This is a genomic window from Flavobacterium sp. (assembly GCF_024305175.1).
Lineage (GTDB): Bacteria > Bacteroidota > Bacteroidia > Flavobacteriales > Flavobacteriaceae > Flavobacterium.
The window spans coordinates 1-22,705 of sequence record NZ_JAMWYY010000009.1; the positions used below are offsets into that span (position 1 = coordinate 1).

Below are 22,705 nucleotides of genomic sequence, written 5' to 3' on the forward strand. Positions count from 1 at the left end.
CACCTAATTACTCACAAAAATATTGATATAAATGCTGTTTCATTTAGGGTATAAAACGAAAAAGCCCGCAAATAATCAGTATTTGCGGGCCAATTAAAGGCTCTATGTCGGGGTGGCAGGACGACTCCAAGCCACCACAAATACTTTTATACCAATAAATTATAGCTCTAACTTAAAAAAACACTCACCGTTTTACTCACAAGAGATTTGAACAGTAATATTTACAAATTTAATGAATATTTTTTACAAAAGATAATTGAAAATTTTATACTTCCAATTCTTGCATAAAACAGGTTGAATACACGTCGTCGTACAAGGGAGAAAGATGGTAGTCGAACTACCATCTTAAAGCCTGCGGTAATACTGAGATAAGCATTGATAAAGATGTTTTTGCCGTGAATTTGCCACTTTTTATACCAGATCAAGAACGCTATAATTGAAATTTGAAGACAATAAAACTTCAATTATTAACTTTTAAGGGATAATCACACCATCGACAATAAGTACCCAACTAAAGCTCCGCCAATTACAACAAAAGCACTATTTATTTTTCTGAATGTAAAAACAATTATTATACTGGCCACTGCAATTAAAACTGTTCGCCAATCGGTGATGGTTTCTTTACCCATTTCAAAACACACAGCTACAATTATAGCTACGGATGCGACATTGACAGCATCTAAAAAAGATGATAGCCCCTTGGAATTCCGCAATTTTCTCATTAGCGGATTTAGCATTGCAACAAAAACAAACGATGGAAGAAATATCGCAACAGTGGAGATGACAGCCCCTGAGAGCCCGTTTATCTGAAAACCAATAAATGTTACCGATGAAAAAACAGGCCCCGGTGTGAATTGTCCGACGGCAATGGCATCCATGAGTTGCTGCCGTGTGAGTAGCCCAGTGGCTACCAGCTCTGTATCTAAAAACGCAAACAGGACATACCCGCTGCCATAAAGTATGGAACCAATCTTAAGGAAAGTCCAAAATAATTTAGCATTGATTGGCGACCAAAAGGCCATCTGGCTAATTTGGATAAATGTAAATGGTGCGAAACTTTGCAAAGTACCAGCCCTTCTATTCTGAACAGTATGCAGTGCCAGAGCCAGCAGGCCTGCTCCAAACATTAAGAAAATTTCATTAATTCCAAACACCGCCGCTGCCAGTACCACAATACCAATCAAACCTAAAAATAGTGTTTTGACTGACTGTCTTGCCAAGGGATAAACCGCTGCGAGAATAATCGCAATAATTGCAGGCTTAATGCCGTAAATAAAGCGCTGCACCTCCGGTAATTGACCGTATTGACTGTAAAAGTAGGCGAGCACACCCGTAATAAAAACAGCAGGCAAAATAAAGCATAAGCCTGCTATGAATAAACCTTTTACCCCCCCTCTGTCATACCCGACATGAATCGCCATCTCAGTGCTGTTAGGGCCCGGAATAAGATTTGTGGCGCCAAGTAAATCCAAAAAATGCTGTTCGGTCATCCAGTTTCGTTTGACCACTACTTCATCCCGCATCATGGCTATGTGCGCTGCAGGCCCTCCAAAACCGATAATGCCTAATTTCCCAAAAACTTTTGCAATTTCTTTTATACTTATTTTATCTTCCATTTTTATTACCTTAACTCGACTTCATCTATTTGATTTAAAGTATCAGGGTTAAAAACCTTCATCGTTATTTTTTTTCCTTCAATATAAAAAAGGCATAGCGCATTTTCTACACTGAAGGATTGGGTATGTTTGCTCCATGGCAACACTTCCTGCCCATAATAGGGAGCCCCTGCTGCGCCATTGTTGATTTGATAAACAGGGCGTGATACCTTAAGCTTTTTATGTGGATAATTGTCCGGATAGATAGGCATATCAGCTGTAAGCTTTAACCAATTATAGTTATGCTCATCTCCCGTAAGCATTCCCACCACTTTTCTACTTTTATTAATCAAAAGATCTAAATATTCATCCCTGCGCTCTATAATGCCTTTTTCTACAGGCTTCCCTGCAATGTATGGACGCTTGCTGTTATCGCCACTGTACCACATGTCATCCTTACTATGTCCCCCGTTAGGGAAAGCCGGTGTATGCTGTGTCACAAAAATATGGTCGATATGGGTGTCCGCCTCCAGCTTCTCAAGGGTCTGTTGAAGCCATAAAAGCTGGTTATCCATAAGATAACCATGCAATCCTCCTCCGGTAGCCGTCTGATCAGCAATAGAAGGTGCGTACCAGTAGTTGCTATTAAGAACGATCATAGCCACATTCCCGTAAGTGTAATAATATACATTTTCCTTGTAGGAAGGAAAATCTATATTTTGAGGGTCAGGGTCATACTTGTTGTTATCCTCGCCGCCGGGCCCGTTCTCAGGGTTGACAAACTCCTCCGCAAAAAGTGCTTCGGCCGACTGTGTATCATACGGAAAAGCATCAATAAATGCCTGCTGTTTCCCCTTTTCATCTTTGAAGATAAAGCCTAACGCCTCATGATTGCCCATTCCTATATAAAAAGGCATGTAGTGCCAAAAGGGTTCGATGGATTTTTTCCAGTTATAATACTCTAGCCGTTGCTGTTCTTTGCTGCTCAGATAACCGTTAATCATATCGCCCGTGAATTGTATAAAGCTGGCATCTTTCATATAAGCAAGCGCAGCAATTTTCTTCATTATGTATGCGTTGGCTCCCAGGATTTTCCGTTCGCCTCCACCGGTAGCATGGCGGCTATCGCTTGAATAGCCAAACACGAAGGCTTCCCTGCTGCCTTTCTTCGGGGCGGTTTTAAGATGATACGATTGCGATTGTATCCCATAACTCACTTTATAGCTGTACTTGGTATGGGGAGCAAGTCCGGCAATATCCCACCGATGGAGCGTCTTTTCCTGCTCATCTTTATATACTTTTCCATTAATTTCAATTTCGGCTTTTACCGGATGTGTGGTCCTGCACCAAATGACCGCAGAGTTATCCGTAACCATATTTACAAAAGGGCCTTCATAAATCGCCGGTGTTACTTCAAACGGACCCTCGCCTTTTAACGCTACTATCCCGTCAAACAAGATCATGCCCTGATCATTAGCAATCCTGTAGCCAATGTTCAGGTACCCATTTTTCTTCCAGTCTACAAAATCATAAGGATATTTAAAATCGTCTTTTATATTAAATGTTACATTACCATTCTCAATATTGAGGGTTTTGCGATAAACAGGAAGCGGGTGTGGTGCTTTTCCATAGGGGATTAAGCCATAAGTCACCGTACCCTTCAATGTTCCAAAATCCATCATGACACCATTCTCGTTCCCTTTGGCTTTACCTAGAAACTGTTCAATGGTTAGTGGACCTGTAAGTTCTTCCGTAAAGTACTTTCCTCCTTTATTCTCAAAGTATAGTTTTCCGTTAGCATCAAAAGCCAGATTATTGTATGAAGCAGGAATCCTCGGATGCTGCGCCATAGCGGCAATAGTGAGCAGTAACGCGATCGTCGAAAATAATATCTTATTCATATGATTTGTATAGTTGAAATAAGTTTAAGCTGAAGGAACGATCTGATTTTTAAGTTTATTTATCAGGGCATCAGCTGACCATCGTCCTCCACCTTTTACTAGCAGATAGATGCTTCCTAACAGCATTGCCCAGTCGGTCCTGCTCCCGTGGAGCATTGCCCAAAATCCTTCCTCCTGTAAAACGGTTGATTTGGTTGTGGCTATGGCCACCAGCATAATGATAATCGGCACAATTGCGGCAAGGCGCGTCAGGAGCCCGGCAAGGATCAAAAGGCCTGAGAGGATTTCAAAAAAGCCTACAAAGCTTCCCAGGAAGTCAGGTGAGGGCAAACCGATTTTTTCAAACCGCCCTGCACCCCGCAAAGCCGGGAACAAAAATTTCTGTATTCCTTCCGAGAGGAAAACAGCACCCACCATCAGCCTAATGAGGATTGTAGCCCTGCTGGTGTCAGTAGTCAGAATCTGATTTAGTTTCATCTTTAAAATATTTATTGGTGATGTATAGATAGATCGCGGCAACAAAGTTACTTATGAAAACGCTCAAAAAAAGCGGTGCCAGTATATCGGTAGGATAATGAGCGCCAAGGTAGATGCGGCTCACACTGACCACAAGTGCCCATGGAAGGATCAGGTAGGGCATCCACTTTATTTTCCTGCGGGTAAGTATTGTCAGGTAAAGCGCCAGTGAAAATGCATTGGCAGCATGTGAGGACATAAAGCCATAGCGCCCGCCCCTGTAACCGTTTACGTAATGAAGCATGTCCTGCAAGCCCTGTTCATGTCCGGGGCGAAGCCTCTCCACAAGGGGCTTGAATAGCCCCGAGGCAATCTGGTCGCTAAGGGTGATGAGAAGCGCGATTAACAGCACCATAGGAATAGCTCTTTTTCTAAAGTGTAGGGCGAGAACAACTATCAGCCCCGCATAGAATGGCAGCCAGACCCACTTGGCACTGATCCACCACATGACAGGGTCCATCATGGGACTATGCAAGCCGTTGATCCACAAGAGCAACGCTTTGTCCCACTCAAGGACAGTTCGTGCTATACCTGAAAATAAAGGAGTCAGTGTAATCAGCAAAAGGATGCCTACAGCCCCCAGCATCATCAGCAAAGCAATAATGATTTTCTTCATGTTATCGGAACCTTATTGGTGATTGCCGCTCCAATGGCTGCTTAACAGTAAAATAAGGAACTTTTTCCATTGTATGGCAGGCATTGCAGTTGACGGTCATCATTTCAAATTTTTCCTTAAAGAGGACACTGTCCCTGGCTTTTATCGCCTTTTCCATTTCCGGCAATACGAAATCCATAAAATGTTCCCCCGAGGCTTTACGTTTGGGCCTACGCTCAAAGCCATTTTTTAATGTAGTCCCTATTTTCTCTCTCTGATACTGTGCATAATCCCAGTTGCCATCCCGGCCTGCCCAGTAAAGCTCTTGATAGCGGTAACCCACCTCAACCATAGTGGCATCAAAGCCTCTTAATTGACCTGCTACAGTATTGAATTTTTCTCCTGTATCACCTTTGAGCCAACCCCCAGGGCCACTAGGCTCTTCCCGGCTGTTGCAGCCCCAAAGAAAAGGCAGCAGCCCTGCTGCCAGCCATAAGTATAATCTTTTCATATTTTATATAATTATTGATATTATCATTACTACCCCGCTGATAACCATGACAGCGATAACCAATACCCTGAATAACCGGGAACTGATACGATTCAACAGCTTTTTTCCGATAAGGTTCCCAATTGCCGCTCCCACACCCAGCACAATACCATACACCCATAACTCCCCCCGCAGCGAGCCTAAAGTAACATAAGTCCCGATCTGCATAAAACCAAGAATAAAAGAGTTGACTGTTTTGGTTGCTATAAGCTCTTGCTTTTCAATTCCATGGTTTAAATAGAAAGGATTCAGTACCGGACCGACAGCTCCCACCATCGTTGAAATTAACCCAATTAAGAACCCTAAAGGGATGAACCATTTAATGGGCATCCTAAAAGAGCGTTCTTTCTTCCCAAAGCGGTATTGAAAAATAGTACTTACCAGAAAGATGCCAAGCAGGACTTCTATTAGCTCCAGCCTAAGATGCGAGAATAGCCATCCTCCTAGGAGTACTCCTAAAATACCTGCGGGCACATACCTTGCCGTAATATGCCATTGTATACTTTTCCAAAATATCCAAACCCTAAAGGGTTGGCCAATACTGTTGGCCAGGTTAAGTACCGGCGCTACAGCGCCTGTCCCTAAATAATAGCGTGCAATAGGCACTAAAATTAGGGCCCCGCCACCGCCGGAAAGCGTTGAAACTATGTAGGCTAGAGTGCCCGCAATAAAGACCAGTATGTAAACAAGTATACTATCTGGTGCCATCATTGCAATTGGTTTTGTACAGGAGTGAATTGACCAAGGTCATAGATGTCCAGGGCCTTTTCGATTGACTCGGTTTTTGCCAGGTAGTCCAGGTACCCGTCTTTTCCAAACATCTTATGCTCATTCTTCTCGAACTCCTCTCCAAGGCTGTTATACTCATGCGCTGAAACAAGCTTTTTAAAAGCGGGAAAAAGAACTGTATCTTCACGCGACTCGTGCGGACGGTACATCCTGATAAAAGCGGACAGGTTAGCTTTAATTTCACTATATTCCCTATCTCCCAGGCGTGGTTTGCTTCCAAGGCTCATAAGGGTCGATGTGAGCAGCCCGCCCTGCTGGTGCTGTACCCTGAGGGTAGTGACCAGTTCAGTATGCTGGCCGGCCTTTTCAAAACGCGGGAAAAGGTATAATTCCTCCTGCTTCTCATGATAATCCTCAATAAATTTTCTTATTATCATTGCAGCCTGGTATAGGAGCTGCGGATCGAAATCTTTGTGGGAATTAATTCTGTTTACCAGTTCGTCATATATCAGCAGAACCCGGTTAAGTATCCCATGTTCCTGCATCAGGTCCTCATTGGGGCTTATCCCTTCTTCCTTATCTTCGCCTTCGTCTGCACAGGATGCAAGTACAGAAGCCAGCGGCAGGCTTACTAATCCGGCTGCAGCTACCTGCCCGATAAACTGCCTCCTGTTTTGGTTTCTTTTTTCCATAACAATGTAATTAGCGACAATACAAAATTGCCCTATAACTATAAACCTGTTATGGTAAATTTGAAAAAAGACTGGTATCAGGTAGTAACCCTGAAGTTTTTCGGTGTCTTGCCGACGCTTTTTCTGAAGAACTTGGTAAAGTGGGATGGGTCATTAAAATTAAGCAGGTATGCTATTTCCGAGCTTTTTTTGTCAGTGTAAAGCAAAAGCCGCTTTGCCTCGTTAAGTACAAAATCGTGCAGGATGTCCAACGCCGGCCTGCCTGTAGCACGCTGACATGCGGCATTGAGATTTTGCGGTGTGGTGTTGAGCTTTTCTGCATAGTAGGAAACAGTTCGCTTTTGTGCGCCTTCCCGGGTCAGGAACTCGATGAATGCCTGATGCATATCTTCCTTCAATGAAGTGACGGCCATGTTTTCAGCTTCCAGCGACGAAAAGACCTTTGACAGGAAAGACTTCAAAAGCCCCTCAATACTACTACCGGCTAAGGCCAGCCCTCCTTCATATTCCCTGCACAGCAGTTCCAGCACCAAATCAATATCATTTTGTGCGGTTAGGTAATGCACCGGTTTAGCCGAAAGCCTGCCCACTAATAGTTTTAACTCCCGGTCAATTGTCTGGTCCAGGAATTCCCGTTTTAGTATAAGTACATAGCCTTCCGGTTCAGAATCCATATCCCAATGGTGTATTTGATCCTGCCTCACAGTCAGAACCATCGGCGTATGAATGGTATAACCTACAGAGTCGGTATTATGCGTCCCGCTGCCTCCTGAGAGATAGATGATCTCCAGATAGCTGTTATGCTTATGAGGCTCGGTCCGGCGTATGTGCTTACGGAAAGGGGATATTTTAATTCCCGATATGCTATCGGATTTATCTTTGATCAGTAACTCAGACGCCATTATCAAACGTGTTTTTTTCTAAAACTGCAAAACCTGAAATTCTGCACCGTATTAAAAGGAGTTTGATGTTCATGGACAAAGCAGGCCGCTTTATCGAAATTTTCTTTAAACGCAAGTTCCAGCTGATCCTCCGAATAACGGCTTACTGCAATACCGCTGCATTTTTCGGGGCCCATTTCCGAGAATGTCCCGATTAGGGCGTGTCCATCTCTTTGTAGCGCTGCCGCCATAATTTCCGTATAACGTGTTATATCATTGCCTCCTGTAAGGAAGTGGAAGGCAGCGCGGTCATGCCAAAAAGCATATTCCCTTTCTGATCTGAAATCAAGAATGTCCGAAGTTATATAAGTTACGCCTGAATCTTTGCCGGCCAGACGATACCTGACCTTATCTAAAGCAGCCTGGGAAATGTCTAATAATGTTATATCGGTGAATCCTGCCTGTAAAAGAAAATCTGCCAAATTACTATCTCCCGCCCCCACATCAATTATTGCAGCGTTTTTAGGAACGTTCTTTTTTATAAACTGCAATGAAGCATCAGGTACACTCTGGTACCAGCTTACGGCATTACTTTCCTTGGAATTATAAACCTCCTGCCAGTGCTCTTCTTTTGTCTTCATGTTCAAATTTATAAATATTTTAATAGAACAAAGCAAAAATAAATTTAATATCGTAATATTGCAATATAATAATTAAAGATATGGGGGCAACAAAAACCGATCACTTCACTGACAACCAGAACGAGCTTGCTGTCTTAGCCAAAGCATTGGGGCATCCTGCACGAATAGCTATTATTGAATACCTGATGAAGGTAGACACCTGCATATGCGGCGATATTGTAAATGAAATGCCCCTGGCCCAGCCAACTGTTTCACAGCACCTTAAAGAACTTAAGAATGCAGGGCTGATAAAAGGAAACATTGAAGGTACTGCCATTTGTTATTGTATTAATGAGGCAGGATTCGAAAAAATAAAAGGTTTCTTTCAGAATATTACTGAATACTCAGAAAAGAAAAAAGCGAACTGCTGTTAATACTAAATAATCATCAAATGAAACTATCAGAATTTAAAAATTGCCTAAGCGCAGTACCAACATTGTCCTTTCAGCTTCCTGACGGGTCTTATGTACCTGAAAATTTCCACGTTACAGAAGTGGGATCAATAACTAAAAACTTTATTGATTGCGGTGGCACTGTCAGAAAGGAGAGTGTTGTTAATTTCCAGCTGTGGGAGGATTCCAATGACGAAGACCACAGGCTTAAAGCTGAAAAGCTGTTGAAGATTATTGATTTATCTGAAAAAGTGTTAGGCATCGGCGACTATGAGATTGAAGTGGAATACCAGCACGGCACCATCGGCAAGTACGATCTTGGCTTCGACGGTAAAGCCTTCTTACTGTTAAACAAGCAGACAGCCTGCCTGGCATCGGATCAGTGTGGCGTACCTGCCAGCAAAAAGAACGTTAGCCTTATGGAAATAACTGAAACATCCAACAGTTGCGCTCCCGGAGGAGGCTGCTGCTAATAGTATATATCATGTCAGAAAACACCGTGCTTTATCCGGAATTAGCTGCTGTTGCTAATGGATTCAATGCCAATACTATTTCAAACGAACGAAAAGAAGTGCTTAAACCGCTGATCGATTTTATACAGTCAAAAGCTGGAAATCAAGAGGAAATACGGCTGAACCTGATTTGTACTCACAATTCGAGAAGGAGCCATCTTGCACAAATTTGGGCGCAAGCGGCGGCTGCTTATTACAACATACCTAATGTGTTTTGCTATTCCGGCGGAACAGAAGCAACCGCGATGTTCCCTGTGGTTGCAGAAACCTTAAAAGATTCAGGCTTTAAAATACAGGCACTTTATTCCGGGAATAATCCGGTGTACGCTGTGAAGTATTCTGAAAACCGGCACCCGGTCATAGCCTTCTCTAAAACTTATTCTGATGAGTTTAACCCCGAAGGTGGCTTTGCAGCCATAATGACCTGTTCGCAGGCGGATGGTGGCTGCCCTTTTATATCGGGTGCAGAGAAAAGAATAGCCATCACATATGAGGATCCAAAGGAATTTGATAATACACCGCAGCAATTGGAAAAGTACCGTGAACGCAGCGGGCAGATTGCTGAAGAAATGTTTTACGTGTTCTCTCAAATAAACAAATAGTTATGTCTGCAAATAATTGCGCCCCTGCGGCCAATAGAAAAAAGCTTGGATTTTTAGACCGATACCTCACCCTTTGGATTTTTCTCGCTATGGCAGCAGGTGTAGCCCTCGGCTACTTGCTGCCGTCAAGCAGTGACTTCATCAACTCTTTCTCAAGCGGGACCACCAATATACCTCTTGCCATAGGTTTGATCCTGATGATGTACCCGCCACTTGCAAAAGTAAATTACAGCAAGATGGGTGACGTGTTTTCAAATACCAAAGTTTTGGGTGCCTCCCTGCTGCTAAATTGGATTATAGGGCCAATCCTCATGTTTGCCCTTGCGCTGTTATTCCTAAAGGGTTATCCCGAATACATGATTGGGGTTATCCTTATTGGCCTGGCACGCTGCATCGCCATGGTAGTCGTCTGGAACGACCTTGCTGATGGCAACCGTGAATATGCTGCGGGACTCATTGCTCTTAATAGTATCTTCCAGGTGTTCCTATATAGCGTATATGCCTATATTTTTATAACAATACTTCCTCCTTATTTCGGATATGACGGCTTTGCCGTAGATATCAGTATTGGCCAGATCGCCGAAAGTGTCGGCATTTATCTGGGTATACCTTTTGCCCTCGGTATCATAAGCAGGTATACTTTGATTAAGCTTAAAGGAATTGAATGGTTTGAGGCTAAATACCTTCCATTAATCTCTCCAATAACCCTGATAGCATTACTCTTTACAATTATTTTAATGTTTAGCCTTAAGGGTGAGCTTATCGTACAGATACCAATGGATGTTGTCAGGATTGCAATACCGCTGGTCATATATTTTACAATTATGTTTGTAATAAGCTTTTTCACCGGACGTTTCTTTGGTGCCGACTATTCAAAAAGCACTTCAATAGCATTTACTGCAACGGGAAACAATTTTGAACTTGCTATTGCTGTTGCCATTGGGGTATTCGGAATCAATAGCGGCCAGGCCTTTGCAGGCGTCATAGGCCCGTTGGTTGAAGTTCCTGCCCTGATCGCTTTGGTTAACCTTGCATTCTGGTTCAGGAAGAAGTACTTTACAGAGAAGTATTAGATTGCTGCTCTTGAGAGGACAAATAGTCGAACTATTCTCCTAATCCATTGTGACCCAGCTATGGCAGCTCCTTCGCTGTAAAATTGCCACGATGTTGGCATAATTATTCCTAGTACATTATAAGTGCTAAAAAATCTACCGAAATGCTAATTGATTTTAATTGCTATATCACACGCCTAAAAGTGAGATTAATCCTTGGTAACATCTCTTTAGATGATTTAGGTATATGATGTTCTCAAAAAGTATTGGTAGTACCAGACATTAAAAGCAATGTCCCATGATGCAGCGGTATTTCAACCTGACCAATTTCCTTGTTGGTCTTATGCCGAAAGCGGAATGGACGTGTTTGTCCAAAGGTTAAGGACGCTATATTAGGATTGCTGCCAATCTTATGCTCTTTATCTGAATGCCAGGCCACACTGTCATTGCCGTCGCGGTATAAATTTAAAAGTACCGCGTTGAATTTAAGTCCGGTTTCCTGTTCCACTTTTTGCCGAAGCTCCAGAAGTTCCGGTGTCCAAGGGTGAGTAGCTTCGCCAGCTTCTTCCTGCTCACCATACCAGGCAATCATTCGCGGTGCCGTCACTATCTTATCGTACATGGGCATTTGGTACCTGTGCCATGGTGTGTTGCGAAGTAACTTTCTATAGTAATGGTCAGCGTCTTCTTTTAATATAAAGCCATCATACTGCATCAGTTCTAGGCCCGGCAGGTCAAAGTATTTCTTTGGGCTGGTGCCCACTATAAAAAGATCGGTATCGTTAAAGAGTGTCATAGCTGTGCTTTTTAGTGGTTGAAGTCGCTTCAGGCTTGAAGTCAATATTTCCTATAGCCTGTTGTCTTTTCATCCTGCTTTTTTCTGATTAGTCGTATTCATTTTATGCCTCGGCAGGTTAATCTCCTGCTCCTGTGGATATGGCTCACGGTGTGTCATGGAAACATCTTCACGAAGCCTTTCCTGCGTGCGCATGCTTTCGGCATCAGATTCCCTGTAACGTGGGTCGGCAATAAATGGCATTTTCTCCATTTTGGAGATAGTAATCGTAGGAAAATGATAATCCACTTCTACCGTACCCAACAATAAATAGCAGCCCCCGCCTTTAAAAGGATATTCTTTCAGGCTACCTGTAAAATGGGCTGTATCGAAAAACTCCCCGTTAGCGTCGATCCATGTCCCGAAATACATGGCGCCCATTTTGGTAGGTACGTGCTTGCGGGAGACCAGGTACGCCAGCATCTTTACCTGTTTCTTATGGTGATGTACCAAATCGCATGCCATCACATCGCCACGGTATTTAGTTTTCAAAAGATTGAAGGGCGTTACCGAGACCGGAAAGCCTAAAAGTTCAATCTCATCAAAAGCATCTTCAAAGGGGGAGCGTTTCAGTTCTGGCAGCTTGTATTCGCGGACGGGTTCCGGCAGGAGTTGCGGCTGGCGGTGTTCCGGCTTAAAGTTCATCATGATACGACGGGCTGTGACCAAAAGCTCATTTTTATTTTTACCTGTTGAACGGAACGCTCCGATATAAATTAAAAGCTGTAGCCCTTCAATCCCGATAGGTACGCGCTTGATGAAGTCTTCCAACGAAACATATTGCCCGTTAGCCAGGCGTTGCTCTACAATACATTTTGCAATCTCCCCTTGCAATCCCTGAAGATGCATGAAGCCCAAATAAATATCCTTGCCATACAAGGTGGTCTCTAACTCGCTCTTGTTCACACAGGGATTATGGATCGCGGCACCCGACATCCGCGCCTCATGGACATATACTTCTGTACGGTAAAAGCCGCCCTGGTTGTTGATGACGGCAACCATAAATTCAATAGGATAATGTACTTTCAGGTACAGGCTCTGGTAACTTTCTACGGCATAGGATGCCGAGTGTGCCTTACAGAATGAGTATCCTGCAAAGGATTCGATCTGGCGATAAATCTCTGTACTTAACTGCTCGGGATGTTCTTTGGCTGCACACGAGGCAAAGAAGTTATCCTTTACTTTCTGCAATGCCGCTTTGGAACGTCCCTTGCCGCTCATGGCCCTGCGCAGAATATCCCCGTCGGCTGCTGCCAGCCCACCGTAATGCAGGGCGATCTTAATCACATCTTCCTGGTACACCATGATGCCATAGGTTTCACCAAGCTGCTCCTCGAAAACCGGATGGAAGTATTCAAACTTATCGGGATAGTTGTGGCGAAAAATGTACTCCTTCATCATCCCGCTTTGGGCCACGCCGGGGCGTATTATCGATGAAGCGGCTACCAGTACCTTGTAATTGTTGCACTTCAGCCTCCTGAGCAGCCCCCGCATAGCAGGGCTTTCAATATAAAAGCATCCAATCGTTTTCCCCCTGCCCAAGTACTCATTACACGCAGCTTCGTCTTTTGAGAGGGACGTATCGCGGATATCCACGGTAATGCCACGGTTTTTTTTGATGAGCTTCACAGTATCATCAATATGCCCAATACCCCTTTGGGAGAGGATGTCGAATTTATCAAAGCCTATCTCTTCCGCTACATGCATATCGAACTGTACGATCGGGAAACCCTTGGGCGGCATTTCCAACGCCGTAAAATCCGTGATCGGGTCTTCGGAAATCAGGATGCCACAGGAGTGCATCGAGCGCTGGTTGGGGTATTTCTCCAGCATCATCCCGTACCGGTGTACCAGTCTGACCACTTCATTTTTATCGTGCTGGTCCATAGCGGTACCCGATAGGGCATCCAGTTCCTCTTTTGGCAGGCCAAAGACTTTGCCTACTTCCCTGAAAATGGATTTGTACTTGAACTCGACATTCGTGCCACAAAAGGCCACATGGTCGGCACCATAGCGCCTGAAAATATAGTCCAGTATCACGTCACGCTCTTTCCAGGACCAGTCAATATCAAAATCCGGCGGGCTTTTGCGGTTCAGGTTCAAAAAGCGCTCAAAATACAGGTCCAGTTCCAGGGGGCAGATATCGGTAATACCGAGGCAGTATGCTATAATGCTATTGGCTCCGCTGCCACGTCCTATATGCAGGAATCCCATCGAATTGCTGTAACGGATGATGTCCCAGGTGATCAGGAAGTAACCACTGAATTCCAACTGGTGAATCACTTTGAGTTCCTTTTCTACCCTTTCCCGCGCCGCAGCATTATCAGTGCCGTAGCGTCTTGCCAGCCCCTGATGTGCAAGGCTGGTCAATAATTCCAGATCGGTGTCACGGTTGGCCGTGTAGTGTTTTTTATTCCTGGGCTCGCCGAACTGATATTCAAAATGGCACTTGTTGATAAGGGCAAACGTATTTTCCATTATCTGCGGGTATTGGCTGTAAAGTACCATGATCTCTTCAGGAGGGAGCATCATTTCATCTACACCGCAATAGTCGGACGGGATTAGTTTGCTGCCCAGCGTGTTGAGGTCAATAGCCCGCAATATCCGGTGCAGGTTGTACTCGGTTTTGCTGCGAAAGGTTACCGGCTGCAGCACCACCATTTTAGAAAGCCTGTTTTTCCATTCGGGGCGGATCAGGAGCGAGAGGTTTTCAGGGCGGATACCGATAAATTCAAACTCCCTCAGCGTATCCGGTACATTTTCCACAGGATAAATGACGAATACCTCTTTGAAATCGGGTGCGGTGGAAGGTATTGGCAAACCGTCCAGGTTGTATTTGGTGCGATGTCGGTTGATCTCCCCAATCCCAAGACGGCTCTTTGCAAGGGCTATATAAAGCAGTTTGTCCTGCTCACGGAATTCCATACCAACGAGAGGCTTTATATCCTCCTCCTTACAGGCTTTATAAAACTCATAAATTCCGGTCACCGTGTTGATGTCCGTGAGCGCCATGGCCGTAATGCCAAGGCTTTTTCCCTGGGCCACCAGCTCGCTGACCGGTATGGTACCGTAGCGCAAGCTGTGAAAAGAATGGCAATTAAGGTACATACTTATATCATTTTTGATTGAAAGATGCCGCTGCCGCGCATCACGGCATTAGCACCGAAGCGGTTTTTGATCTTGTCCATCGCCTGATATAGGGACATCATTTCCTGGGTGTCCTCAAACAGGTTGATCTGGTAGGAACCCCGCACCAGTTTGCTGAAGCGCACCCCTACCAGGCGCAGGCTCATACGGCGCTGGTAGAGTTTTCCGAAAGCTTCGAGTACGGCTTTAGTGAGCGTATGGTCGGACGAGGTATACGCAAGGGTGACCTGCCTTGTCTCAGTATCGAAATTGGAATACCGGATCTTTACCGTCACGTTTGCCGTAAGCCATCCCTCACTACGGAGCTGGTAGGCTAATTTTTCCACCATAGTGCAAAGCACGGACCGCAGGAATGCCATGTCTGTTGTGTCCTGGTGGAAGGTATCTTCGGTCGATAAGGATTTACGTTCACGATGCGGCTCCACCGGGGTATTGTCGATACCGTTGGCTTTCTTCCATAATTCAATACCGTTCTTGCCGATCATCTCCTGTAGCACATTTACAGGCATTTCGGCAAGGGTCTGTATGTTACGGATGGCGATACGGGACAGCAACTTGAAAGTAGCATCACCTACCATCGGTATTTTTCGGATCGATAAGGGATTTAAAAACTGCTGTACCATGGGCTGTGGTATTTCCAGGTTGCCTTTGGGTTTCCCTTCACCGGTCGCAATTTTGGATACCGTTTTATTTACCGAGAGCGCAAAGCTGATCGGTAAGCCTGTTTCACGGGTGACGGTAGCGGAAAGCTCATTAGTCCATTTGTACGAACCATGAAACTTATCCATGCCGGTGATGTCGAGGTAAAATTCATCGATGGAGGCTTTTTCCATGACCGGTGCCCGCTGCTCTATAATTTGTGAAACGGTATTGGAATAACGGGAAAATAATTCCATATCACCCTTTACGACTTTCGCCTCAGGGCACAGCCTGAGGGCCAATTTAATCGGCATTGCGGAATGCACGCCAAACTTCCTTGCTTCATAAGAACAGGAAGCCACCACGCCGCGGTCACCACCGCCGACAATCAGGGGGATACCTTCTAAGGCACTGTTTTGCAGCCTTACACAGGAAACAAAAAACGTATCAAGGTCCATATGTACCACCGAGCGTTCCATAATCATAGCATTTAGTACCGAACAAAATTATACCAGATTAGAACAAAATAATATATATTTGCTGTTCCAAATAGCAACAATTCGCGTATGTCTTTATTTTCCGACAACATCAGGTTCCTGAGGATTCAAAAGAACATTTCCCAGGAAAAGCTTGCCACAGCGCTCCTAATCGCGCGTGCACGCTATGTAAAGTATGAGTCCGGGACTTCTGAAGCCCCCTATGATATACTGAAACGTATCTCCAAATTTTACCATGTGAGCATCGACCTGCTGCTGAATGTCGACCTGCGCAAGATCGATATGGATGGGCTGCTGAAACTTGAGGACAACCGCATATTGTTACCTATTACCATAGACGCGGGCGGGGAAAATACAATAGAGATCATACCCCAGAAAGCCAAGGCGGGCTACCTGAATGGTTACAGTGACCCCGAATTCATCGAAGGCCTGCAGCAGATATCATTGCCTTTCCTTAAAAACGGAAAGTTCAGGGCCTTTCCTGTGTCCGGGGACTCCATGCCGCCCCACAGGGACGGTTCCTTTATTATCGGAAAATATGTGGAAAGCCTTGGGGAAGTACGCGATGGCAGAACCTATATCCTGCTGACCAAAAACGAGGGCATTGTATACAAACGCCTGAATAAGAACGGCAAGAACAACCTGGTACTGAGCTCCGACAATTCTTTCTACGAGCCTTATTCGGTCAGGGCCTCCGATGTGTTGGAAATATGGGAATATGCCTGCAGCATCGCCACCAATGAATTTGAGCCAGACAGCCTGGAGCCGCAAAACATCCGCGATATGTTTAACAGCCTCCGTAATGAGATAAAAGCTTTGAAGCATTTACAATAATCAGATTGATGACTACAACTATACGCTTAAGGATACCAAAAGATATTGATACCGCTACCGAACGAAAAATACGCAAGCTTAAGGGAAGCCTTATTGCACAGTCTTTCACCGATATCATCCATTTCGATGATGATGGAGAAGATTTTTATATCCATTATTTTACCACGCCTTCCGTGAAAAAGAATGATGCCATAACTTTTATCTCTTCATTTCTAACAGAAGAAGCACTGACTGAAACCGCAATGATACTATAACGCTGTATATACTGTTATAAGGGTATCAATTTTAAATGACTGTTTTTGAGTGATTTTAGCTTGTTTTGGCTCAGTATTTTCATTCGTATAGCACCTACCTTGCATAGTGAATAAAATATGCCGGGGAGATGAAAGCTTCGTTTAAACAAAATATTATAATTGCCGTTTGCCTGCTGTACGCGCTACTCTTCATTTATGCAGCCACTTCAAAATTACTGGACTTCAGCAACTTTCAGGTACAGATTGCCCAATCCCCTTTATTAAGTGCCTATGCCGGTATTGTCGCACCGGCTGTTATACTGGTTGAGTATGGTATTGTTTTTCTACTTTGGAAACCTGCGCTGAGAAAAATTGGGCTTTACCTGGCGCTGGGGTTGATGAGCGCATTCACCATTTACATTTACCTTATACTGAATTATAGCGACTTTATTCCTTGCTCCTGCGGAGGGATACTGGAGAAAATGGGATGGACCGAACATCTTATATTCAACATTGTATTTGTAGTGTTGGCGCTGGCTGCTCTGCTACTAAGCCCGACGCCCGGGCATAAACAATCGTGGAGGACTGTGCTGTTTCCATTACTGAGTGTACTTATTGGTACCAGCTTGGTAGTAGTATTGTTTCTTTCTTCAGAACATATCATAAAACGCGAAAATAATTTTACCCGCAGGTTTTTACAGCACCCGGTGCTGGAGGATAAAATTTATGACCTGAAATATAACTCTTACTATTTTGCGGGAAGCCATGAGGGGAAGATATACCTTGGTAATTATACGGCGCCTAACATCCTTACCATCATTGACAGTTCCTTTACCCGGACACATAGCAGGACTATTAGGCTTGATGTATTCCGGCAACCTTTTCGTTCCGCAAAAATAAAAGTGGAATATCCCTACTTCTTTGTGTATGACGGAAGCCTACCCGTAGTCTTTAAAGGCCTGTTGGATACTATGGAAGCAAACAAGACGGCTATGGATACTTACTTTAGCCAGCTGGAAATCATTACGCCAAATTACTTCGCATTTAAGACACTTAGCAACCTTGAAAAAACCAATATACTGGGGACGGTAGCTTTAAAAGAGGTGCCTGACGTGTCACTTCATTACGACCTTTTGGAGAAACAGGCTCACGGGATTTTCGACACCGACGGTCTGTTGTTACGCGACAAGGGTGATGATAACTTAATTTACGGCTATTTCTACCGGAATGAATTCCTGGTTATGGACCGGAGCCTGAAGCTTATACGCAGGCTTAATACCATTGATACGGTCTCCAAGGCACAGGTAAAGGTAAGGCAGCTGCCTGACGGCACCTATAAGATGGAAGCGCCGCCCTTACAGGTAAATAAGAACATGACCGCTTACAACCAGGTTTTATTGATTCAGTCCAACCTTATGGGGAGGTATGAATCGCGTGAAATATGGGATAACGCTTCGATAGTGGATATGTATGCCACTGATGAACAACGCTATTTGGGTAGTTTTTTTATAAATGACCGCGGTAAAAATAAAATGGCCCAGATGCTTTTGACGGATAGGTATTTTTACGCCCTGTCCGGCAATGAAATACTTCGTTACCGGTTGCGCAACGATATTGGGGTATTTCAGAGGGGGAAGCCGAAAAACCAACAGAGTAGGCAGAATAATTAAATTTTACGATCATGAAAACGCTAAGAGGATTTCTTTTACCGGCTGTAGTCATTACAGCAGGCGTGGGCGCTGCCTTCGCCACCAGCAAACCTGCTAACACAGCAGCAGTACCGGAAACAGGCTATTATTTTAACAGCTCTGCTCCGATGATTAAATGTATTGCAACTTCAGTGCAGTGTGAAACTGTACCAGGACCTCTGTGTACCTGGAAGGATGCGAACAACGTGACCCATAACCTTCAGCGAAAGGTGAATGATGCAACCTGCGGCATACAGCTGTACAGGACTAATTAAAAAGAAAAGGGAGCTATGCTCCCTTTTCCATTTCTTTTCTGATCCACTCAATATCCTGCTTTCCTTTCAGGTGGAAGTCGAACCACTCCAGAATACGGATTGATAAATCCCGATTGGCTTTCGGGTTTACCAATGCATGGCCTTCCCCCGGATAAAAAAGCGCTATTGCTTTTTTGCCGTTCCTGCGCAAGGCATTGTAGAAGGTCCGGGTTTCTTCCCATTTTACATTCTCATCCTCAAGCCCTGTCCACAGGAGTATGGGTGTTGTTATTTTATCTACCTCATACAAGGGATTATTTTTGTAGTATACTTCCTTATTTTCAGTGAAAGCGCCATTCATATAAAACTGATGGGTTTCATAGCGCCAATAGGATGGCCTTACAAAGTTGATGTTGAAGCTATGGTAGTTATGTATAATATCAATATTGCCGCATCCGGAAACATAGGCCGAAAAATGCTTGGATTGGGTGGCAATAAAGTTGGTTTCATAACCACCGAAGGAGTGCCCTATCAGGCCAATTTTTTGCCTGTTTATTGCTGAAACAGATCCGAGCGCATCCAAAGCATTGTTAACACACTGTAGCGCCCCAAAACCCGCCCCGTCATTTCCCTCGGTAATATCAGGAAAGAAAACAAAGTACCCGTTTTCGATGAGTGCACGCGTGTTAAACCCTTCAGGATCCCTAAAGGACAGTGACAGGTAGGTGTGCTTACGGTATCGTTGTAGCTGATAGATATATACGACCATCGGATAGCTTTGGTTCGGGTCATAGCCTGCGGGATAAAATAATGTGCCTTCTATCATGTTTCCTTTACTGTCGGGATACTGAACAATTTCCCGTTGTAAGTGGCCAGCACCAGCATCCTGCCAGTCATTACAGTACACCCTTTGGGATTTGTTTTCTATTTTATGGACAAGCCTTGGCGGAAGGTTAAAATTCTGCTCTAGGTAGGCGATGTCTTTGAGCTGCGCATCATACTTTATACCGGTGACCAAGTTCCCCGTCGGTGCTACCAGAACCTTCAATTTACCGTTATGGTATTTTGCATAGGAGGTGACTTTAGCCCTGTCTTCTGTTAATTTTAAGAGCAGCCCGTTTTGCGTGCCTACCGTATTCTGGTAAAAATTGTAATTGGTGAGCCAGGTGCTTTCTCCATTTACAATCGATACCGTCAGCCCTTCCTTGGCAATCAACTTTGAAAGCACTGATTTTTTGATCTGGTAGGACCACAGGCCGCCATCGCCTCCAAAGTAGATGGTAGTTTCATCTTCTGTAAAGAAAGGCACCTTTAGGGACTGATTCCCAAAAGTTGTTTGTTTGCCAGTTGCCAAATCATAAAGTGCCCATTCCCCTTCCTGCGGTGCCAAAACATAGTTCCCCTTACCTGACACATAAATCTCAGGAGAAAAGGTGTCAATTGGCCTGCATGTATCGGCTTGACAGACACTAAGTTCGATATCAGGCACATTGGCAATATAGTTATTAAACTGGAAGCGATCAAAAGCAAGTACATTGCGGGTACTGCCGGTATTCAATACCGTATACCCTTTATCGCCTGCCAGTTCCCTGACTACCTTTTTTTGGGGTTCCCAAAGGTAATAGCGCTCGGTGCCGCGATGTTCATATTTATTTTCAAGGTCACGGTCATTGGTGTACCAGATATCGACAATCTCCTCTGCTTTTTCCTCCTTTGACCATAGTTTGAGGAAATAAGTGCCTTTAACCGCTGTCTTTTGAACATAAGCCGCATCAAAAGCTACCTGCATGATATCGCTGAGCACATATTGCTTACCTTCTGAAAGGCAGTATAAAAAAGGCAAACCTCGCAAGTCCCGTTCAAAAACCAGGAGTTCCGAATCCTGATACCCGGGTATTACATACTGTATACTGTTTGTTGTCGCATGCACAGGAACCACTCCCTTGCGGTCCAGTAGGAAGATATTGGAGACCGCATCGCTTTCCCCTTTACTAACTACTGCGACCCTGCCTTCGGATAACATATTGTATTGTATCACATGATCGACAGACCCCAGCACGTTCCCGTTACGGCCATAGAGTTCCAGCCTGTCCTGCTTCTCCTCGCCGTACCTGATAACGAACATTCCATCTTTCTCCATAGCTTTTACTTCACTGGCGTTTTCAAAATAAAGGCTGCGGTGCCTCTTCATATCCCACAGTTCTGCCTTACCACCCGTTGGCGGCAGCAGCATCATGCCTGATCCCAAAAAATAGTATTGCCCCAAGACCGCCTTTTTTCTAAGGGCTTTACTACTGCCGGTACCAAATACTACCAGCGTGTCCTGGTTTTGTTCGTAGGCGATCCGTACGGCACAATGCTCCCCATCAGGGCTCATCTGAAGGGATTCAAACCAGTTGAACTTTTCTGAAAGCGCTATCGCATCCCGGTAGTGCCCTTGTGCCACCATGCCCTGGATGCCGAAAAGGATAAGGGCAGCTACCGATACTACCTTAATCCTATCAATAGTTTTCATTTTGTGGTGCAAGGTTTGGGTTAAGAAGCAATTCATTCTGAGGGTACGGCCATACGCTTTTATGAGGTTCCCAGTTCGGCTTTACCAGAGTGAGCTGTCCAAGCCTGCCATTCCTTTTGAGATCGGTAAAGCGAATGCCCTGTTCTGTAAAGAATTCACACCTTTTCTCCTGCAGTATGGCATCGAGCAACGCTGTGGGACTTGCTGGCTCCAGCGCCGTAAGCCCTGCACGTAGCCTTGTGGCATTCAGGTAGGGAAGCGCGTCGCTGACCCTGTTTTGCATTGCCATGGCTTCCGCCAATAACAGGTACACTTCTTCCATCCTCATGACAACGGAATATTCGGTAGTATTGCTGCCGGAGAGGTTCTTGTATTTGAAAGGGCGGTAATATTGCTGCCCGCCAACGGTAACATCTGCCACCCAAAGGCTCCGCCTGAGGTCACCGGGCTCAAAGGCAGCAATAAGGTTTTCCGATAAGGCATAGGCCGATGGCGGCGCGTTATCGAAATAGTAGAACGACGCTTCCTGGGTGGAGTCACCACTATATTGCGGCTTTATCTGCCATAGGATGTGGCTGCCGGTATAGTTGAATACCTGGTTGATGTCCGGCTGGAATTGATAGTCGGGGGATTGCAGTATCTGAAGCGCAACCTGCTCGGCTTCACTATAGCGCTGTTGCGACATATATACTTTGAGCAGTACCACCTCTGCTACTTTACGGTTCGGGTAAATCCGTGACGGGTCACGATAAGCATCGGTTAATAATCCTATCGCCTGGCTCAGGTCCGCTTCGAGGTTTGACAATACCGCTGGCGAAGCGGTTTTAGCCAGTGAGCGGTTAAGTTCATAGTCCGTTGACCTCGTGTAGGGAACGGCGCCGAAGAGCTGCTGTAAATTAAAATACAGCAGCGAACGTACGGTCAGTGCTTCCCCGATCACCTGATCCCGGTCCGCCTGGGATAGCCCTACAGCGTTTTCAGCACCGGCAATAATCGCATTGGCAGCGTATATCTGGCGGTACGTGTTGTTCCACACCGTTTGTATTACACTGTTAGTAGGCAACTGTGTATTTGATGCAATGGCTTCATAGCCGTTAAGGTCGTTAAAGTAACAATCCAGTTCATCAGCATAAGAACCCAGTAAGGCACCCGTGCCAAAATTGTTGCCGGAGAGCAGAGACTGCGTGCGCAGGTCGCTGTACAGGCCGGACAGGGCGGCATAGGCCGTCTGGGCATCTGCGAAGACCTGCTGCGTCCCCAATTGATTGTTTGGCATATCCACCTCAACCATTTCCTCACATGATGCCGTGCCAAGCAGCAGGCAGGCTAATAATAGTTTTATAGTAGTCTTCATCTGTATCATTGT

At 44.9% G+C, this 22,705-nt stretch carries 22 protein-coding genes; 8 read left to right on the plus strand and 14 right to left on the minus strand.

All coding sequences use genetic code 11. The annotated features are described in order from the left end of the window. Positions 1-485: 485 nt before the first annotated feature. From chrA to Q0K96_RS03580, 9 genes are all read right to left on the minus strand, one after another. Positions 486-1,616: a chromate efflux transporter gene (gene chrA / locus Q0K96_RS03540; protein ID WP_297332631.1), complete on the minus strand. Its 1,131-nt coding sequence runs from the start codon at positions 1,614-1,616 to the stop codon at positions 486-488. Positions 1,617-1,621: 5 nt separating this feature from the next. Beyond that, a complete protein-coding gene (locus tag Q0K96_RS03545) occupies positions 1,622-3,496 on the minus strand; it encodes a metallophosphoesterase (protein ID WP_297332632.1) in 1,875 nt (624 codons plus the stop codon). A gap of 24 nt (positions 3,497-3,520) precedes the next feature. After that, positions 3,521-3,973, minus strand: coding sequence for a DoxX family protein (locus Q0K96_RS03550; RefSeq protein ID WP_297332633.1), 453 nt, complete (start codon positions 3,971-3,973; stop codon positions 3,521-3,523). Continuing rightward, a complete protein-coding gene (locus tag Q0K96_RS15050; RefSeq protein WP_363317227.1) occupies positions 3,945-4,367 on the minus strand; it encodes a phosphatase PAP2 family protein in 423 nt (140 codons plus the stop codon). Before Q0K96_RS15050 ends, Q0K96_RS03550 begins: the two co-directional genes overlap by 29 nt. A 262-nt stretch (positions 4,368-4,629) precedes the next feature. After that, a complete protein-coding gene (locus Q0K96_RS03560) occupies positions 4,630-5,118 on the minus strand; it encodes a hypothetical protein (RefSeq protein WP_297332634.1) in 489 nt (162 codons plus the stop codon). A 3-nt stretch (positions 5,119-5,121) separates the two neighbouring features. Further along, positions 5,122-5,868, minus strand: a complete 747-nt coding sequence (locus Q0K96_RS03565) for a sulfite exporter TauE/SafE family protein (RefSeq protein WP_297332635.1) — start codon at positions 5,866-5,868, stop codon at positions 5,122-5,124. After that, complete coding sequence (locus tag Q0K96_RS03570; protein WP_297332636.1) at positions 5,865-6,578, minus strand: hemerythrin domain-containing protein; 714 nt, start codon at positions 6,576-6,578, stop codon at positions 5,865-5,867. Before Q0K96_RS03570 ends, Q0K96_RS03565 begins: the two co-directional genes overlap by 4 nt. Before the next feature lie 77 nt (positions 6,579-6,655). Then, the gene (locus Q0K96_RS03575) at positions 6,656-7,480 is read right to left on the minus strand and encodes a helix-turn-helix transcriptional regulator (protein WP_297332637.1); all 825 of its coding nucleotides are present in this window, start codon (positions 7,478-7,480) and stop codon (positions 6,656-6,658) included. 2 nt (positions 7,481-7,482) lie between these two features. Continuing rightward, on the minus strand, positions 7,483-8,100 hold the full coding sequence (locus Q0K96_RS03580) for a class I SAM-dependent methyltransferase (RefSeq protein WP_297332638.1): 618 nt from the start codon (positions 8,098-8,100) through the stop codon (positions 7,483-7,485). 80 nt (positions 8,101-8,180) lie between these two features. Between Q0K96_RS03580 and Q0K96_RS03585 the strand changes: the two genes are divergently transcribed. From Q0K96_RS03585 to arsB, 4 genes are read left to right on the plus strand one after another with little or no spacing between them, the layout of a single operon-like run. After that, positions 8,181-8,513, plus strand: a complete 333-nt coding sequence (locus tag Q0K96_RS03585; RefSeq protein WP_297332639.1) for a metalloregulator ArsR/SmtB family transcription factor — start codon at positions 8,181-8,183, stop codon at positions 8,511-8,513. A gap of 17 nt (positions 8,514-8,530) precedes the next feature. Continuing rightward, positions 8,531-9,004, plus strand: coding sequence for a DUF6428 family protein (locus tag Q0K96_RS03590; RefSeq protein WP_297332640.1), 474 nt, complete (start codon positions 8,531-8,533; stop codon positions 9,002-9,004). Between the two features lie 11 nt (positions 9,005-9,015). Further along, entirely contained in the window at positions 9,016-9,645 is a 630-nt protein-coding gene (locus tag Q0K96_RS03595; protein WP_297332641.1) for a protein-tyrosine-phosphatase, read from the plus strand. A gap of 2 nt (positions 9,646-9,647) precedes the next feature. Beyond that, positions 9,648-10,718, plus strand: coding sequence for an ACR3 family arsenite efflux transporter (gene arsB, locus Q0K96_RS03600; protein ID WP_297332642.1), 1,071 nt, complete (start codon positions 9,648-9,650; stop codon positions 10,716-10,718). 235 nt (positions 10,719-10,953) lie between these two features. Here arsB and Q0K96_RS03605 read toward each other — a convergent pair whose 3' ends face one another. The 3 genes from Q0K96_RS03605 to dinB form a co-directional block, all read right to left on the minus strand. Further along, a complete protein-coding gene (locus tag Q0K96_RS03605; RefSeq protein ID WP_363317228.1) occupies positions 10,954-11,493 on the minus strand; it encodes an alpha-ketoglutarate-dependent dioxygenase AlkB in 540 nt (179 codons plus the stop codon). 69 nt (positions 11,494-11,562) lie between these two features. Then, complete coding sequence (gene dnaE, locus Q0K96_RS03610; protein ID WP_297332643.1) at positions 11,563-14,640, minus strand: DNA polymerase III subunit alpha; 3,078 nt, start codon at positions 14,638-14,640, stop codon at positions 11,563-11,565. A 2-nt stretch (positions 14,641-14,642) separates the two neighbouring features. Next, on the minus strand, positions 14,643-15,797 hold the full coding sequence (gene dinB, locus Q0K96_RS03615) for a DNA polymerase IV (protein ID WP_297332644.1): 1,155 nt from the start codon (positions 15,795-15,797) through the stop codon (positions 14,643-14,645). 87 nt (positions 15,798-15,884) lie between these two features. Between dinB and Q0K96_RS03620 the strand changes: the two genes are divergently transcribed. From Q0K96_RS03620 to Q0K96_RS03635, 4 genes are all read left to right on the plus strand, one after another. Next, positions 15,885-16,649 carry a LexA family transcriptional regulator gene (locus Q0K96_RS03620; protein WP_297332645.1) on the plus strand — a complete coding sequence of 255 codons (765 nt, stop codon included), beginning with the start codon at positions 15,885-15,887 and terminating at the stop codon, positions 16,647-16,649. 8 nt (positions 16,650-16,657) lie between these two features. After that, positions 16,658-16,903, plus strand: a complete 246-nt coding sequence (locus Q0K96_RS03625) for a hypothetical protein (RefSeq protein ID WP_297332646.1) — start codon at positions 16,658-16,660, stop codon at positions 16,901-16,903. A gap of 128 nt (positions 16,904-17,031) precedes the next feature. Beyond that, a complete protein-coding gene (locus tag Q0K96_RS03630; RefSeq protein ID WP_297332647.1) occupies positions 17,032-18,552 on the plus strand; it encodes a MauE/DoxX family redox-associated membrane protein in 1,521 nt (506 codons plus the stop codon). A gap of 11 nt (positions 18,553-18,563) precedes the next feature. Beyond that, positions 18,564-18,845 carry a DUF6520 family protein gene (locus tag Q0K96_RS03635; protein ID WP_297332648.1) on the plus strand — a complete coding sequence of 94 codons (282 nt, stop codon included), beginning with the start codon at positions 18,564-18,566 and terminating at the stop codon, positions 18,843-18,845. A 13-nt stretch (positions 18,846-18,858) separates the two neighbouring features. Here the strand turns inward: Q0K96_RS03635 and Q0K96_RS03640 are convergent, their stop codons facing one another. Both Q0K96_RS03640 and Q0K96_RS03645 read right to left on the minus strand, forming a co-directional pair. Beyond that, complete coding sequence (locus tag Q0K96_RS03640; RefSeq protein WP_297332649.1) at positions 18,859-21,339, minus strand: prolyl oligopeptidase family serine peptidase; 2,481 nt, start codon at positions 21,337-21,339, stop codon at positions 18,859-18,861. Further along, entirely contained in the window at positions 21,326-22,702 is a 1,377-nt protein-coding gene (locus tag Q0K96_RS03645) for a RagB/SusD family nutrient uptake outer membrane protein (RefSeq protein WP_363317229.1), read from the minus strand. Before Q0K96_RS03645 ends, Q0K96_RS03640 begins: the two co-directional genes overlap by 14 nt. Positions 22,703-22,705 lie beyond the last annotated feature (3 nt).